This window comes from Anaerophilus nitritigenes (genome assembly GCF_004138215.1).
GTDB lineage: Bacteria > Bacillota > Clostridia > Peptostreptococcales > Thermotaleaceae > Anaerophilus > Anaerophilus nitritogenes.
Window position 1 is genome coordinate 38,817 of sequence record NZ_RYYS01000020.1, and the last position, 17,287, is coordinate 56,103.

A 17,287-nucleotide genomic window follows, 5' to 3' on the forward strand; every position below is an offset into this window, starting at 1 on the left:
AACTCCTATTTTTTGATTTTTACTTTACTACCCTCATCTAAATAATTTTGACCTTTTGTTACAATTACGTCTCCTTCATTTAATCCTTTTATGATTTCTACTTCTTTTCCATTATCTAATCCTAAAGATACTTCTTTAGATTTTGATGTATTTTTATTTACTACAAAGACTACCTGTTTTCCTTCTTTTGTAATGACGGCATCAGATGGAATTGCAATAATATTATCTTTTTTCTCAGAAACAATATGAATTTCTGCAAACATACCAGCTTTAATTAGAGCATCTTTATTTTCTAAAGAAATTTTTAATGGATAAGTCAGTTCATTTTTATTTGGGGCAGGGGATAGAGCTGATATTTTTCCACTGAAAGGTTTTTCGCTTGCAGATTTTATAAATATATCTACGGAATCTCCTAAATGAACTTTGTTAATCATATTTTCTGATATATTTGTTTCAATCGTAACCGTATTGATATTTGCAATAGTAAGAGCAGGGGAACCTACAGATGCCATTTCTCCCTCGTTAATATCTACAGAAGTAATAAACCCTGATATAGGAGCCGTAATGCTACAATCTACAAGCCGAGAATTTGCAGTATCTAAAGCTACTTTTGCTTGATCGATTTGTGCTTTTATTACTTGCAGATTTGTATCAGAGGATGAAAGCTCAGCTTGTTCATATTGTTGTAAAGATATTGCACCCTCTTCATATAAATTTTTTGTTCTTTCAAAATTTTTCTTTGCTAGATCTATTTGCTCCTGGGTATGAGCTAAATTTGCTAAAGCTACTTTATAGGCAGATTCTGCCTGCTTTATAGAATTGATTACATCTTCTTTATCTAATTCAAATAAAACATCTCCTCTTTGAACTTTATTACCAATTTCAACATATACTTTGGTTACTTTCCCAGGAATCTTTGGAGTAATACTTGATTCTTCGATAGGTTTTATTTTTCCTGATAAAGTTGTTTTTAAAACAATTGATTTTTTTTGTGCATTAAATGTTTTTACTGTAACTAGTTTTTCTTCTTTTGCAGCAACAGGTTCTTTTTTTGTGCACCCAGTAAAAAATAATGTGATGCAAAGAATTGCTGAGATTAATAAAGTAATTTTTTTGTTCATCTTATCCCTCCAGAACTGACCAGTCGGTCAAAATATTTCAAGTTTAATTGTATCTACATAAAATATAGAAGTCAAGGAAAAAATATAAATATTTGGGTATATACAATATAAAAGATTTTGTATTTTAATGTATAATAGAGATAGTATTTTAAAAAGAGGTGATCCTATGATTATAGGTGCTTGTAGTGTAGAATTATTGATGTATGAACCCAACTCCCTAAAAGAAAAAAGACACATTATAAAAAGTTTAATAGGAAGAATACAATCAAGGTTTAATGTATCAGTGGCAGAAGTAGGTGATAATGAAAAATGGAAAAGTGCAGTGATTGGATTTGCTTGTGTGACGAATACTACAAAACATGCCAATCAAATGATTAATAATATTATAAAGTTTATAGAAGGAGATAGCAGGGTAGAGATTGTAAAGTGGGACATAGAAATTTTATAAAAAGAGAGGAAGAAAACTTTATGAAAAAAAAATCTCTTACCAAAAAAGAAATAAATATTGTATTAGATAAATTGTATCAAATGTATCCAGAAGCTGTCTGTGAACTAGTATTTAAAAGCCCATTCGAACTTTTGATTTCTACTATATTATCTGCTCAATGCACAGATATAAGAGTGAATAAAATTACAAAAGAATTGTATAAAGAATATAATACACCACAAGCTTTTATAAGATTAACAGAGGAAGAGTTAGGAGAGAAGATTAGAAGCTGTGGATTTTATAGAATGAAATCAAAGAATATATTAGCTACTTGTAGAATTTTGATAGAAGAATATAATGAAGAAGTTCCATCAAATAGAGAAGAGCTTATGAAACTTCCTGGAGTAGGCAGAAAAACTGCAAACGTTGTGATGAGCAATGCTTTTTCAAAGCCTGCTATTGCAGTAGATACCCATGTGTTTAGAGTGTCTAATAGAATTGGGCTTGCAAGTAGTGATAATGTAGAGGAAACAGAACAGCAGCTTATGAAAAATATAGAAAAAGAGAAATGGTCCGATGCACATCACTGGATCATTTATCATGGAAGAAGAGTCTGTAAAGCAAGAAAGCCTTTATGTGAGGAATGTCTTCTTTGGGAGGAATGTTTATATTATAAAGGGATGAAGAGATGAAAGGAATTCATATATGGGATATACAGTGGGATATGTTTATGGCATTATGTGGAGCTGTCATTTCTTTAGTAGTTCTTAACAAAGTACATGATCGTATTTTAAAGAAAAACAAAAATCGTACTTTAAGACTATAGACTTTAATCTATAAGTAAAATATCCTTTAGAAAATACTATTCTAAAGGATATTTTTTAGATAATAAGAGTAAAAAGGAAAAAAGGAAATTGTAAAATCATGAAGAATATAATAAAATTAAGTAAAAAGAAGGTTTAAAGTTGAAAGAGGTGCAAGCTATGACAAAATCCATAATGGAAAAAATATCTTCTCATGAAGCTGTTTTTTCATTGGATATTGGAACAAAGAGTATAACTGGAATTGTTGCAAAAAAACAAGATGAAAAGTTTATTATAGTAGATACGGAGATCATGGAATATTCTGAACGTGCTATGTATGACGGACAAATTCATGATATTGATAAAGTAGCTTTGGCAGCTAAAATAGTAAAAGAAAAATTAGAAGAAAGATTGGGATTTCCTTTAACAGAAGTAGCTATTGCAGCAGCTGGTAGAGCATTAAAAACTCATAGAGTTCAAGTGAGTATGGAGATTGATTCTACAAAAGAAGTTGATCAAGCTATGATTCAAAGCCTGGAAATAGAAGGAATTCAAAAAGCTCAAACAATATTAGATGGCGAAAATATGAAGGATGTAAAATACTATTGTGTAGGACATACAGTAATTAATTATTATTTAAATGGAAGTATGATTACATCCTTAAAAGGACATAGGGGAGATAAAATAGAAGCAGATATATTGGCTACTTTCTTACCTCATGTAGTTGTAGATAGCTTGTATGCAGTAATGGATAAAATAAGACTTGAGGTAGTTTATTTAACTTTAGAGCCTATTGCAGCTATTCATGTAGCTATACCCCCTAAAGTAAGACTTTTGAACTTAGCTTTAGTAGATATTGGAGCAGGTACATCAGATATTGCACTTACACAAGATGGGACTATAATATCTTACGCTATGGCATCTGTTGCAGGAGATGAGATTACAGAAGCTATTGCAAGGGAATTTTTACTAGATTTTGATACAGCTGAAAAATTGAAAATAGATTTAAATCAAAATGAAAGCCATACCTTTGAAGATATTGTAGGTATTTCTTATACTATGACTACAGAAGAAATTATAAAAAAAATTGCTCCATCTATAGAAAATCTTGCAAGAGAAATTTCACAAAAGATTATAGAATATAATGGAAAAGCTCCTAGTGCTGTATTCTGTATAGGGGGAGGAAGTCAAATTCCAACACTAACTCAATATATAGCAGAGGATTTAGGATTAAAGAAAGAGAGGGTAGTAGTAAGAGGAACAGAGATTATACAAAATATAGAGTTTTTATGTGAAAAATTACAAGGACCAGAGTTTATTACACCTATAGGGATTTGTATGATTAGTACGAAAGAACAGGACGAAAATTTCATTAAAGTTGGTGTTAATGAAAAAACAGTAAAATTATTCCAAACAAAGGAACTGTTTGTATCTGATGCTTTAATTAAAGCAGGAATCAGTGCAAAGCAATTGATTGGAAGAAGAGGAAAAAGTTTAAATATTTTTATAAATGGTGAAAAAAAATCTATCAAAGGAACTTTTGGAGAATCATCTAAAATTTATGTGAATGGAAAATTAGCTAATTTAGATGAAAAAATTAATCATATGGATCAAATTATATTTCATCCTTCGGTAGATGGAGAGGATGGAGCTTTGTCTCTAAAGGATTTTATAGAAGATATAGGAGTCGTAAGATTTAATAATTTAGATATTCAATTGGTGAGTAATGTATTAATCAATGAAGAGAAAAAAGATATGGATTATATTTTTGAGGATGATGATAAAATAACTACGATGGAGATTTATCAGGTATCAGATGTTTTAAATAAATTTAATATAGAAGAAGATAAATATGATATTTATGTAAATGGAATAGAAACCGATTCAAATTGGATACTTAAAAATAAAGATGAAATTGTGATTTGTGAAAAAAAAGAGAAAATAGATAAACAGACAGTTAGTGTGAACGAAGATACAATAAAGATAATAGTAAATAATAAAGAAATAGAAATGCTTAAAAAAGGAAAAGAATTTATTTTTGTAGATATATTTGATTATTTTGATTTTGATAGAACAAAAGCTCAAGGAACACTCATTATGGAATTAAATGGAGAGAGAGCCGCTTATACCGATTCTATTCAAGATGGAGATAGGATAGAAATATATTGGAAAAAATGAACTAGAGCATAGCTCTAGTAATTTTTTGTGAAATTAAAAAAAGAGAGGGAAAAAATTCCCTCATCTTAAAAAGGGGGAAAAAACTGTGGGGGGGGGTTGTTCACTACATAGTATGCATGTACAAAAAAAATGTTACACAAAATGGAAAAGCGATATAAAATAATCCTCTATGCTATGAAATAAATATGATGTATAGTAATAAGGAAAACTATATTATTTGTACTATAGATATAAGTTATTTAATACAATAGTATATATAATATTGATCGCAGAATTAGAAAGGAGGAGTTAGTTTGAGCGAAAATGTAAAGAGTAAAGAAAAGAAATTAAAGCTTGGTACTGGTCTTATTATTGTCTTATTAAGTTTTCTTTTGTCAATTACGGCAATTGGATTCTTTTTATTATATCAAGATACTATTTATGATGGTGTAACAATAGAGAATCTAGATGTTGGGGGAATTTCTATTACAGAAGCTCAGCAAAAAGCTAAAAAGTATTTTGACAATATGTCGATAGAAGGAAAAATTGATTTTTCATATGGAGATAAGAATTGGGAAGTGAATAGTAAAGAGATTGGATATACGTATGATTATACAAAAGCTGTTCATGAAGCTTATCAAATTGGAAGAGAGGGAAGTTATTTTGAAAGATTGCAGACTATTCTTTCGTTATATAAAAATCCTCATTCTATAAGATTAAAAGCTATTTATGACAATGAAAAAATGAATCAATTTATATATGCTATTGAAAATGAAATTAATAAAAAGGAGAAGGATGCAACAATCATAAGAAGTGGTGGAAAATTTCATATTACAAATGAAGTGGTTGGATTGCAGTTGGATGTGAAAAAAACTCAAGAGCTTTTATTGGAATCATTTAAAAATACAAAACTTCAAGAGGATATATACATTCAATTACCTATATCTAATATTTCGCCTAAGATTAGTGCAGAGAGTTTAAGTATGATTCAAGATTTACTAGGAGAGTATGAAACTACTTTTAATGCTTCTAGTACAAGTAGAACTGAAAATATAAGATTGTCTTCACAAGCTATCAATGGAACTATTTTAATGCCTACAGAAGTTTTTTCTTTTAATGAAATTGTAGGACCAAGAAGTAAAGAAAAAGGATATCAAGGAGCTATAGTGATCTTTGAAGGGGAATTTGTAGAAGGATTAGGAGGTGGAGTGTGTCAGACTTCTAGTACTTTATATAATGCAGTACTTTTAAGTAATTTGGATATTGTACAAAGAGTAAAACATACTATTCCTTCTACGTATGTTCCAAAAGGAAGAGATGCAACTGTATCTTATGGAGTATTAGACTTTAAATTTAAAAATTCAACTGCAAATCCAATTTATATAGAGAGCTATGTTAGTGGAAATAAGGTTAAATTTAGAATTTATGGACATAAAGCAGATTCAAGGAGAGTGCAAATTCAATCTATAGAAAATGAAGTGATCAAAAGACCAATAGAGGTAAAATATGATCCTACACTTTTGGAAGGAAAAGAACAGATAGTAGACAAAGGAAGAGATGGATATAAAGTTACTACCTATAAAATTGTATATGAAAACAACCAAGAAATAGAGAAGAAAAAAATTTCAAGTGATTACTATAAGCCTAAAAAACAAATTGTTATGAAGGGAACTAAAAAAATAACTCCATCTAATTCTGTAAAGGTTCAAAATAAAGAGGATCATAAGGATACAAATATTCCTTCTCATGATCAGACTATTTATTGATACAAAAGATAAAGAGGTGAAGGAATGGGAGTACCACCATTATATGATAAAGAAGTTCATTGTCCTGTATGCAAAAATATATTTTCTACAAAGAAGGTAAGGAGCTCAGCCATTCGAATAGATAAAAGAGATACGGACTTTTGTGTTTATTATAAAGGGGTCAATCCTATTTATTATGGAGTATTTGTATGTCCTAATTGTGGATATAGTGCACTAGAGAGTGTATTCCAAGAAATTAATCCTTCAGGAAAAAAAATAATCCAAGAAAATATTTCAAACTATTGGGTACAAAGAAGTTATGGAGAGGAAAGAACTATTTATGAAACGATAGAAACCTATAAACTTGCTATAGCTTGCGCTCAATTGTTAAATCAAAAAAGAGGAATCTTAGGAAACTTGTGTCTTAGAGTGGCTTGGATGTATAGGTATATTGGGAATGAAAGAGAAATACACTTTATTGAGCATGCAACAATTTGTTTTGAAGAAGCATTTCTTTATGAGTCATTGCCTATAGGGAATATGGATGAAGTATCTTTAATGTATTTATTAGGTGAACTCAATAGAAGACTAAAAAAGTATGATGAGTCTATTGATTGGTTTAATAAAACAGTGAATAACAGAGCAATTAAGCAAAAAAAGAAATTAGATGTACAAGCAAGAGAACAATGGAGAATTGCTAAAGAAGCATATAGACAACAAAAAGAAGAAGAATAAAAGTTACTACAAATAAGTAGTAACTTTATTTTTTTAGAAATATAAAGAACAAATTTGTAGTATATATGTACTAAGAGTGTGGAAAAAATAGAGAGATGATATAGGGGGGAGAATCATGCATCCACTTTTTGTTACCATAGGAATATTAGAGCTTATGAGAAGAGGAGGGCAAGAAATAAAAAAGCCTATTGTATTTGTACCAGGCCTTTATGGATCTATGGGAGAAGATATTATTCCAGGTACTGGTGAATGGGGATTTGGAATGGCAGCTTCTATTTATGAACCTTTTATACAGATACTAATGGATATGGGATATGAAAAGGACAAAGATTTATTTACTTGCTTTTATGACTGGCGAAAAGATTGTGCATTTTGTGCTCAAGAATATCTTCAAAAAACAATTGATCAAGCTAAAACTCAAACAAAAAGTAAAAAGGTGAATTTGATTTGTCATAGTATGGGAGGATTAGTAGCAAGGGCTTATGTACAAGGGCAAGATTATGGTTATGATGTAGAACAGTTAATTTTTATAGGAACACCCAATGGAGGAGCTGCAAATGCTTATTATTTTTGGGCAGGTGGAAAACTTCCATATGAAAAAAATATAAAATCTAGTATATTTTCTACATTATTAGAAGGGTATCTTTGGATATTGGAAAAAAAATATAAAAATGAAAATACTATGGAGGTGATTTATAAGCATTTACAAGGAGTAAAAGATTTACTACCTAGTAAGACATATGGAGATTATCTTTATTATATAGATCATAATCAAAATATGAAATATATTCCTTATGAAAAAATGAATCATCATAATAATTTTTTGGATGAATTGAATGAAAAAAAACACATTCTTAAAAATAGAAAAATAAAAGTTACTTTAATTGGAGGAAAAAGTATAGATACCAATCAAAAACTACAAGTAGATAGAAGATACAAAAGCGAGGAAGAGAAATGGAAGGATGGAAAAGTAGTGAGTTCATCTCAATCAAAGGAAGGGGATGGAACAGTACTTTTAAATAGCTTGTGTGAGATAGAAGGAGATACTTATGTTTTTGAATCAAATCATACTGATATTTTACAAAAATGCAAATTTATTCTTCAGGAAAAATTAGGAATAAAAGAAGTTGTATCTTATAAAGAAACAACACCATCATTCAATGAATATGTAAGCATTTTAGTAAGTGGAAAAGGACAGATTTGGATTAAAAGTTATGATAGAGGAGATAATATCTTATTATATGATGGAACAAAGCGTCATAAAGATGTATATGTACAAAAGATGGATGAGAAAAATATATGGATATTTATAAAAGGTTTCTCTCAAAAATATTTGTATATGGAATACATTCCTATGGAAAAAGAACCAATAGAGATTATGATTAGGGATCATCTAGGGAGAAAGAAAAAAATTCAAGAAAGAAAAGGATACATGCAACAAGCTTATAAAATTAGTTTATCCTAGAATTGCATATACAGAAAAAATTTGATATAGTTAAGAAGATATTTTGTCCCTTATAGGGGCATATTTTTTTGAAGATCTATATAATTTTACAATATTAAAATAATAGGTAACTTAAAAAAAGTAAGAGGTGATTTTATGGAAGGAAAAATTACTCTTGTAACAGGTGGAGCCAGAAGTGGAAAAAGTAGTTATGCAGAAAATCTTGCAAAAACTTCAAAGGGTTTGGTAGCTTATTTAGCCACAGCTATTGCATTTGATGAGGGAATGAAAGATAGAATTAAAAAGCATAGAGACTTAAGACCTAGTGAGTGGACAACTTATGAAGGATATAAGGATTTATATAAAATAATAGGAGAGATAGGTACAAAACATAAAACTATTCTTTTAGATTGTGTAACCATCATGACAACAAATTTAATGTTTGAGTGTGAAGAAGATTGGGAAAATATAAGTCATGAAAAAATAGATGAAGTAGAAAACTATATTCAGGATCAAATGATCAAACTGATAGAAGAGATTAAAAAAAATAATATTTGGGGTATCATGGTTACCAATGAAGTTGGAATGGGTATTGTTCCTGAAAATAGAATGTCTCGTATTTTTAGAGATATAGCAGGAAGAATCAACCAAATGATTGCAAAAAAAGCAGATGAAGTATACTTTACAGTATCTGGTATTCCTATGAAGATTAAGTAGGAGGGGGCTTATGAAAAGGTTAATTTTAATGATACAATTTTTTACAAGAATTCCTATTTATGCAAATTTAGAAGTGACAGAAGAAGATTTTTCAGAGGGAATTATTTACTTTCCTTTGGTAGGATTGATTATTGGAATGTTTATGGTATCGTTATATTATATAGGGTATCGATTAGGAGGGATTGTTTTAGGAAGTGTTCTTTGTGTAACAGGAGAGGTGTTTATTACAGGAGGACTTCATTTGGATGGATTAGGAGATACTTTTGATGGGATATATAGTAATCGTCCTAAAGATCAGATTCTAGAAATTATGAAAGATAGTAGACTTGGAACCAATGCTGCTTTAGCTATATTTTTAACGCTTTTATTAAAAATATCATTTATTTCTTCACTTCCAATTCCATATGTTTATGGTATATTGATTGTGATGCCTACTTTTGCAAAATTATGTGTTATATATGCAGCAAGATTTTCTACTTATGCAAGAACAAGTGGAATGGGAAATTTCTTTATAGGAAAAACAAATAATAAACATGTGATGATCGCTATTTTATTTTCTATACTTATAGGTTTAATTCATGCACAGTCTCTTCCGTTCATACTAGTAGGGTATTTATTTAGTATAGGATATGTAAAACATATTACAGGAAAGATTGGTGGTATGACAGGAGATACTTTAGGTGCTATATCTGAACTTGCAGAAATTGTTTATTTATTTTATTTTTTAATTTTAGAAAAGGTGATTTTATGAATCTAATTTTAGTAAGACATGGAGAAATAGAAGAAAATCATAAAGCATTATATTGTGGATTTACAGATTCTGCTTTAACTGAGAGAGGGATTTTACAAGCTAAAGAGATGAGTGAGCAATTAAAAGAAGAAAAGATTGATATGATTGTGAGTAGTAACCTAAAAAGAGCAATAAAAACAGCTCAGATGATTCATCAGCATCATAAAGTAAAGATCATTGAAGATGAAAATTTAAGGGAAATGAATTTTGGACTATGGGAAGGATTAAGTTATCATACAATAAAAGAAAAATATCCAAAAGAACTGCAAAAGTGGCAAGAAGATTGGATAGGCTATAGAGTTCCTAAAGGAGAAAGTTTAGCACAAATGTATGAGAGAGTAGTAGAATGCATAAAAAGAATACGAAAAGAGTATAAAAATCAAAACATTTTAATTGTATCTCATGCAGGATGTATTCGTGCTATCATATCTTATTTAGTAGGAAACGGGGTTGAGGATTATTGGAAATATAAAATAGAAAATTGTAGAGTAACCAAAATTGAAATTGTAGATGATTTTCCTGTACTAACAGCCCTAAATCAATAATAAAAAATAAATACACATATATAATATTGAAATAAAAAAGATATTTTGATACCATGAAATAAGACAAATAAGTGAGAACAGGTGTTATAAGATTTAAAAAGGAAGTTCGGTGAAAATCCGACACAGCCCCCGCTACTGTAAGTGAGGATGAAATCGACAAAATGTCACTTGGTGATTGATCTGAGGAAGGCGTCGAAAGTAAGGTGATTCACGAGTCAGGATACTTGCCTGTTTTTATAAATTTTGTACCTTCGGCGGGAAGGGGAAATAGAACGATTCTACGTTTATGCCCTGACCATTGATGGTTGGGGTATTTTGTTTATGAGGGGATGATCAATATGAACTTATCAAGATTTGTACTTGCTGGAACCCAAAGTGGCGTTGGAAAAACTACTGTGTCTATAGGAATAATGGCTGCTCTTACTAAAAGAGGCCTCGATGTAGCTCCATTTAAGGTAGGACCAGATTATATAGATCCAGCTTTTCATACATTTGTAACAAATAATCAATCAAGGAATCTAGATAGCTGGCTTTTAGATGAAGATATCATTAAAAAATTATTCGTAAAAAATGCAAAAGACAAGATTTCTATCATAGAAGGAGTTATGGGTCTTTATGATGGATATGGCACAAGTAAAGATGAGGGCAGTACGGCTCATGTATCTAAAATATTAAAATCACCAGTTGTTTTGATTGTAAATGGAAAAGGTATATCTACTAGTGCAGCAGCACAAGTTTTAGGATATAAAATATATGATGAAGATGTAGATATTAAAGGTGTTATTTTAAATAATATATCAGGAGAGGCTCATTATGAGCTTTTAAAAGAAAGCATTGAAAGAGATACAAATATAAAATGTGTTGGATATTTAAAGCCTAATAAAAATATTTCGCTAGAAAGTAGGCATTTAGGACTCATTCCTAGTGGAGAAGTAAAAGATCTAAAGGAAAAAATAAATACAATTTCAGATATGGTAGAGGAGACTATTGATTTAGATGCTTTAATACAAATAGCTCAAGAAGCAGAGTCTGTAGAAGATTTTATATATGAAGAAGAAAAAACTGTAAAAGATGTAAACATTGGAGTAGCTTTTGATCAAGCATTTAATTTTTATTATCAAGACAACTTAGATCTTTTAAAAGAATTGGGAGCAAATCTTATTTATTTTAGTCCTTTAAGAGATAATGCTCTTCCTAAAAATATTCATGGACTATATATAGGAGGAGGATTTCCAGAAGTTTTTGCAAAAGAGTTATCAAAGAATATTTCAATGAAGGAATCTATTAAAAAATCTATACAAAATGGAATGCCCACTTATGCAGAATGTGGAGGATTTATGTATCTTACAAAAGCCATTACTACATTAGAGGATGAAACTTATGAAATGGTTGGAATTTTTGATACGGTATCAAAGATGACAACAAGGCTTCAACGATTTGGATATGTACATGTAAATATAGATAAGCCTTGTAGTATTGCAAGGGAGAAAAGTTATATCAAAGCCCATGAATTTCATAGATCATTGATTGAAGAAAATGACACAATAGAATATGCTTATATTGTAGATAAAATTAAGAATGAACAAAAGATAAAAAGCTGGAAATGTGGAGTGAAGAAGTATAATGCATTAGGAGCATATGCTCATATTCATTTTTATAGTAATAAAAATATTGCAAAATCTTTTTTAAAAAATTGTTCGAATGATCAGGATAGGAGTGGTATAACTTATGAAAAATAAATCTTTGATGTTTCAAGGAACAGCATCTTCTGTAGGAAAAAGTTTACTTACAGCTGCTTTTTGCAGGATTTTTCATCAAGATGGATACAAGGTAGCACCCTTTAAATCACAAAATATGGCACTTAATTCTTATATTACAAAAGACGGATTAGAAATGGGGAGAGCTCAAGTAGTACAAGCAGAAGCCTGTTATATGGAGCCTAATGTTTTAATGAATCCTGTTTTGTTAAAGCCTACTACAGATAAAAAATGCCAAGTAATTTTAAATGGAAAAGTATATAAAAATATGTCTGCTGCTCAATACCATGATTTTAAGCCTGAACTTTTAGAAATGGTAAAAAAAACTTTTGATAAGCTTTCAAGTAAAAATGATATTGTAGTTATAGAGGGAGCTGGAAGTCCAGCAGAAATCAATTTAAGAGATAAAGATATTGTGAATATGGGCATGGCAGAGATTTCAGATTCTCCAGTTATATTAATTGGAGATATAGATCGAGGAGGAGTATTTGCTTCTTTATATGGAACGATTATGTTACTTACAAAAGAAGAAAGAAAAAGAGTAAAAGGTGTTATTATTAATAAATTTAGAGGAGATATTAATATATTAGAGCCTGGAATTAAAATGCTTGAAGACCTTATTCATATTCCAGTACTAGGGGTAGTTCCATATTCTAATGTACAAATTGAAGATGAAGATAGTTTGGCTGAAAGATTTAGATACAAAAAAAATGAAGGAGCACAAATAGAAGTAGGGGTATTGTATCTTCCGCATGTTTCAAATTTTACAGATTTTAATGTGTTTGAAACACAAGAAGATGTACATGTACGATATATTATGAGAGGGGAAAGAATTGGAGATCCAGATATTTTAATTATACCAGGGTCTAAAAATACTATTGAGGATTTGGTTTATTTAAGAGAAACAGGACTAGAAGAAGAAATTTTGAGACTTCATAGAAGAGGGAAACTCATTATAGGTATTTGTGGAGGCTATCAAATGCTTGGAAGAAGAATATCAGATCCTCATGAAACAGAAAGTAGTATAAAAGAAATAAATGGATTGGGACTTTTAGATACAGAGACTATATTTGAATTAGAAAAAACAACAACACAAGTAAATGCAAAAGTTATTGCTAAGAAGGATCATTTCTTTTCAGAAGTTTTTGGCATGAATATTGAAGGATATGAAATTCATATGGGGCAGACCAAATTAGGAAAAGAAGCCACTTCATTTCATACTATTGTAAAGAGGTTAGATAAAGAAGTAAATATAGAAGATGGAGCTATCAATAAAGAAGGAAATGTAATGGGAACTTATATTCATGGAGTCTTTGATAACATTGGATTTACTAGAAAAATATTAAATAATATTAGAAAGGCCAAAGGATTGGATGAAAAACAAAGCAGTGTAGAAACTTTTAGAGAGTTTAAGGAAAAAGAGTATGAAAAGCTTGCAAAGATTGTTCGTGAAAATGTAGATTTAAATAAAATATATGAAATTTTACAAGGGGATAAAAAATGATTCACATATGCATAGGTTATTTATTCGATCTTTTATTTGGAGATCCTTACTTTATTCCTCATCCTATATGTTTAATTGGTAAATGTATTTCTAAAACAGAAACTTTTTTGAGAAAATTGGTAAAACATAGTAAAGATGAAAAAAATTTTGGAATTCTTTTGACTATGATTATTGTAGGTTCTACCTATGGAATTACTGTTGCTATTGTATTTTTTGCAAAATCTATTAATATTTATTTAGGATATGTGATAGAAGGATTTTTGATTTTTCAAATTCTTGCAGCTAAAAGTTTAGATAAAGAAAGTAGAAAAGTTTTAAATGCACTAGAAAAAAGTGATATAGTAGAGGCTAGAAAATATTTATCTTACATTGTAGGAAGAGAAACGAGCAATTTAGATGAAAAAGAAATAATAAGAGCGACAGTAGAAACTATTGCTGAAAATGCTTCTGATGGAGTAATTGCACCTCTTTTTTATATTTTTATAGGAGGAGCACCTCTTGGTATGGCATATAAGGCTGCTAATACATTAGATTCTATGGTAGGATATAAAAACGAGAAGTATATTAATTTTGGATGGGCTTCTGCCAAATTTGATGATCTACTTAATTATATACCTGCAAGATTGACAGCGATGTTTATGATTATAGGGTCCTTTTATCTTTTTTATGATTATAAAAATGCTATAAAAATAGTAAGAAGAGATCATAAAAATCACAAAAGTCCAAATTGTGGGTATCCAGAATCTGCCACAGCAGGAGCGTTAAATATTCGGCTAGGAGGAACAAATACTTATTTTGGACAAGAAATATACAAGCCTACTATTGGAGATGAAATAGATTTATTAGAAAAAGATCATATAAAAAAATCTATAAAAATAATGTATGCATCTTCCGTAGTCGGATTTTTAGTATTTTATTTTATGTTTGGCTAAAAGAATAAAGGGAGAGGTAGGATGAAGCGAGCAGAGCATGGCGGAAATATATATGAAATTGTACAAAGATTAGGGATAAAAGAAGAAGAAATTATAGATTTTAGTGCAAATATCAATCCACTGGGAATTCCAAAAGATTTTAAAGAATGTTTACTTTTGAATATAAATAAGATTCAAAAGTATCCAGATCCTACATATAAGGATCTGATCAAGGAGATTTCAGAGTATCACAAAATAGATTCATCTTGGATTAGTGTAGGAAATGGTGCAACAGAAGTAATTTTTTCTATGGTTCGTGAAATAAAACCCAAAAATAGTTTGATTTTATCACCTACTTTTTTAGAATATGAAAGAGCACTAAAAAAAGTAGGAAGTCACATAGAATATTATGAATTACAAGAAAAAAATAATTTTCAAATAGAGGATGACTTTTTTAATAAGCTACATGATGATATAGATCTAGTGATTCTTTGTAACCCCAATAATCCAACAAGTCAGTTAATTGTCAAAAGTCAAATGAAAAAGATATTAAATATATGCAAAGCTAGAAATATTCATCTAATGATGGATGAAGCTTTTATGGAGTTTGTAGAAAATGGTGATCAAGAAAGTATGATCCCACTTTTAAAAGATTATGAGCGTATGTATATCATTAAAGCATTAACAAAATTTTATGCATTGCCAGGATTAAGAATAGGATATGGATTAAGTTCTAATATGAAAATATTAAAAAATATCAGAAATAACCAAGAGCCTTGGAGTATTAATAGTTATGCAGCTATGGCAGGCATGGTTTTAAAAGATGAAGTTTATATACAAAAAAGCAAAGAATGGATTACAAAAGAAAGAAAAAGACTATATGAAGAGCTAATAAAGATCAAAACTTTAAAAGTGTATCCTCCGAGTTCAAATTATATATTATTTAAATACTTGGGATCAAATAAAAATTTAAAAGAAGCTTTACTCAAAAGTAAAATATTGATTAGAAGCTGTGATAACTATAAGAATTTAGATGATTCATTTTATCGTATTGCCATTAAAGATAAAGAGTGTAATCTAAAATTGTTAAAAGCATTAAAAGAGGTATCTTATGAAGATTAAAGCAATTTGTCCTGCTTCTTGTGGAGAATTATTGCAAGGATATATAAAAGATGGAGAAAAATTAATATCTTATCCCATAGACATTTATTCTGTAGTTACTTTGGAAGAATGTAAAAATCCAATAAGGGATAATAATAAGAAAAAAGCTATAGAGGCTATGTATAAAACTCTTAATTTTTTTGGACAATCTTTTCAAATAGGAGATAACATAAGTCTAGACATTCATTCAGATATTCCTATAGAAAAAGGTATGGCAAGCAGTACAGCAGATTTAGCAGCAACAATTCTAGCTACAGCTACTTATTTAGGTAAACAAATAACAGATGAAGATTTAGCAAAAATATGTACTCAAATAGAGCCTACAGATAGTACTATTTTTAAAAAATTGACTTTATTTGATCACTTAAAGGGTATAAAAGTAAAAAGCTTTGATTGGAATCCTAATCTTGATATATGGGTATTGGAATCAAGAGATCAAGTAAATACCCAGACTTTTAGAAAAAATAATTATGAAGCTCTACGAATACAAAATAAAGAAAATATAGAAAAAGCATATGAAGTTTTTGAGAAAAGTTACTTGAAAAAAGATTTTCATCTTTTAGGGAAATCTGCAAATATAAGTTCAATGACAAACCAAAATATACTTTATAAAAATAGATTAGAAGAAATTATAGATATAGCATTAAATATGAATTGTTATGGAGTGAATGTAGCTCATAGTGGGACAGTGTTAGGTATTTTATTTCAAAGGGATCAAGTAGATATAGAAAGGCTTATGAAAGAAATGGAACGAAAATACATTTTTGAAATTTATTACAAAAATTATTTTGCAAAAATGGTAGAAGGTGGACCGAAAATTCTATACAAATAATAGGAGGCATAACATGAGTGAATATATAAAAATTCCCCATTTAATAGAAGAAAGAAGTTTTGAAATTATTACAGAAGAATTAGGAGATAAAACTTTTCCAGAGGAAATTGGAAAAATTGTAAAACGTATTATTCATACTACAGCAGATTTTGAGTATGCAGATCTTACGATTATTTCTCCTGATGCAATACAAAAAGGAAAAGAAGCTATAAAATCAGGAGCTCATATTGTTACAGACACAAAAATGGCAATGTCAGGAATTAATAAAAATAGAGTAGCTCAGTATGGTGGAGAAGTACATTGCTTTATTTCTGATGAAGATGTCTCTCAAACAGCAAAAGAACAAGGGACTACAAGAGCTATGGCAGCTATGAAAAAAGCAGTGAAAGACCCTAAAAATAAAATATTTGTAATTGGAAATGCACCTACGGCACTTTTCACTTTAAAAGAATGTATAGAAAAAGGAGAAGTAAAGCCAGACCTTGTTATAGGAGTGCCTGTAGGATTTGTAGGAGCGGCTGAATCAAAAGATGAATTTTCAAGCTTGGATGTTCCATATATTATTGTAAAGGGACGTAAAGGTGGAAGTACAGTAGCAGCAGCTATTGTAAATGCCATTTTATATATGCTATAAAGAA

General features: G+C 29.6%; 17 protein-coding genes and 1 riboswitch. Of the genes, 16 read left to right on the top strand and 1 reads right to left on the bottom strand.

Going from position 1 to position 17,287, the window contains the following annotated elements; all coding sequences use genetic code 11:
- Window positions 1-5: 5 nt before the first annotated feature.
- On the bottom strand, window positions 6-1,121 hold the full coding sequence (locus tag EK368_RS02415) for an efflux RND transporter periplasmic adaptor subunit (protein ID WP_129596144.1): 1,116 nt from the start codon (window positions 1,119-1,121) through the stop codon (window positions 6-8).
- A gap of 166 nt (window positions 1,122-1,287) precedes the next feature.
- On the opposite strand from EK368_RS02415, the gene EK368_RS02420 reads away from it, so the two are divergent.
- From EK368_RS02420 to EK368_RS02490, 16 genes are all read left to right on the top strand, one after another.
- Window positions 1,288-1,569, top strand: a complete 282-nt coding sequence (locus tag EK368_RS02420; RefSeq protein ID WP_129596145.1) for a DUF503 domain-containing protein — start codon at window positions 1,288-1,290, stop codon at window positions 1,567-1,569.
- A 20-nt stretch (window positions 1,570-1,589) separates the two neighbouring features.
- On the top strand, window positions 1,590-2,240 hold the full coding sequence (gene nth / locus EK368_RS02425) for an endonuclease III (RefSeq protein ID WP_129596146.1): 651 nt from the start codon (window positions 1,590-1,592) through the stop codon (window positions 2,238-2,240).
- Entirely contained in the window at window positions 2,237-2,374 is a 138-nt protein-coding gene (locus EK368_RS14770; protein WP_165000296.1) for a DUF2238 domain-containing protein, read from the top strand. Before nth ends, EK368_RS14770 begins: the two co-directional genes overlap by 4 nt.
- Window positions 2,375-2,531: 157 nt before the next feature.
- On the top strand, window positions 2,532-4,529 hold the full coding sequence (locus EK368_RS02430) for a cell division protein FtsA (protein ID WP_129596147.1): 1,998 nt from the start codon (window positions 2,532-2,534) through the stop codon (window positions 4,527-4,529).
- 293 nt (window positions 4,530-4,822) lie between these two features.
- Window positions 4,823-6,274, top strand: coding sequence for a VanW family protein (locus EK368_RS02435; protein WP_129596148.1), 1,452 nt, complete (start codon window positions 4,823-4,825; stop codon window positions 6,272-6,274).
- Between the two features lie 24 nt (window positions 6,275-6,298).
- Window positions 6,299-6,988 carry a DUF2225 domain-containing protein gene (locus EK368_RS02440; protein WP_129596149.1) on the top strand — a complete coding sequence of 230 codons (690 nt, stop codon included), beginning with the start codon at window positions 6,299-6,301 and terminating at the stop codon, window positions 6,986-6,988.
- A gap of 115 nt (window positions 6,989-7,103) precedes the next feature.
- Complete coding sequence (locus EK368_RS02445; protein ID WP_129596150.1) at window positions 7,104-8,453, top strand: esterase/lipase family protein; 1,350 nt, start codon at window positions 7,104-7,106, stop codon at window positions 8,451-8,453.
- Between the two features lie 135 nt (window positions 8,454-8,588).
- Window positions 8,589-9,149 (top strand): bifunctional adenosylcobinamide kinase/adenosylcobinamide-phosphate guanylyltransferase, encoded by a 561-nt coding sequence (gene cobU / locus EK368_RS02450; RefSeq protein ID WP_129596151.1) that lies wholly within the window; start codon window positions 8,589-8,591, stop codon window positions 9,147-9,149.
- 10 nt (window positions 9,150-9,159) lie between these two features.
- Complete coding sequence (gene cobS, locus EK368_RS02455) at window positions 9,160-9,900, top strand: adenosylcobinamide-GDP ribazoletransferase (RefSeq protein WP_129596152.1); 741 nt, start codon at window positions 9,160-9,162, stop codon at window positions 9,898-9,900.
- Entirely contained in the window at window positions 9,897-10,484 is a 588-nt protein-coding gene (cobC, locus tag EK368_RS02460) for an alpha-ribazole phosphatase (protein WP_129596153.1), read from the top strand. Before cobS ends, cobC begins: the two co-directional genes overlap by 4 nt.
- A gap of 62 nt (window positions 10,485-10,546) precedes the next feature.
- Window positions 10,547-10,730, top strand: a riboswitch (cobalamin riboswitch).
- 92 nt (window positions 10,731-10,822) lie between these two features.
- A complete protein-coding gene (locus EK368_RS02465; RefSeq protein WP_129596154.1) occupies window positions 10,823-12,223 on the top strand; it encodes a cobyrinic acid a,c-diamide synthase CobB in 1,401 nt (466 codons plus the stop codon).
- Window positions 12,213-13,745 carry a cobyric acid synthase gene (locus EK368_RS02470; protein WP_243109338.1) on the top strand — a complete coding sequence of 511 codons (1,533 nt, stop codon included), beginning with the start codon at window positions 12,213-12,215 and terminating at the stop codon, window positions 13,743-13,745. The genes EK368_RS02465 and EK368_RS02470 overlap by 11 nt, the downstream gene beginning before the upstream one ends.
- Entirely contained in the window at window positions 13,742-14,677 is a 936-nt protein-coding gene (gene cbiB / locus EK368_RS02475) for an adenosylcobinamide-phosphate synthase CbiB (protein ID WP_129596155.1), read from the top strand. Before EK368_RS02470 ends, cbiB begins: the two co-directional genes overlap by 4 nt.
- A 21-nt stretch (window positions 14,678-14,698) precedes the next feature.
- Entirely contained in the window at window positions 14,699-15,778 is a 1,080-nt protein-coding gene (gene cobD / locus EK368_RS02480; RefSeq protein WP_129596156.1) for a threonine-phosphate decarboxylase CobD, read from the top strand.
- Window positions 15,768-16,649 carry a GHMP family kinase ATP-binding protein gene (locus tag EK368_RS02485; protein ID WP_129596157.1) on the top strand — a complete coding sequence of 294 codons (882 nt, stop codon included), beginning with the start codon at window positions 15,768-15,770 and terminating at the stop codon, window positions 16,647-16,649. The genes cobD and EK368_RS02485 overlap by 11 nt, the downstream gene beginning before the upstream one ends.
- A 13-nt stretch (window positions 16,650-16,662) precedes the next feature.
- Entirely contained in the window at window positions 16,663-17,283 is a 621-nt protein-coding gene (locus EK368_RS02490) for a precorrin-8X methylmutase (RefSeq protein WP_129596158.1), read from the top strand.
- Window positions 17,284-17,287 lie beyond the last annotated feature (4 nt).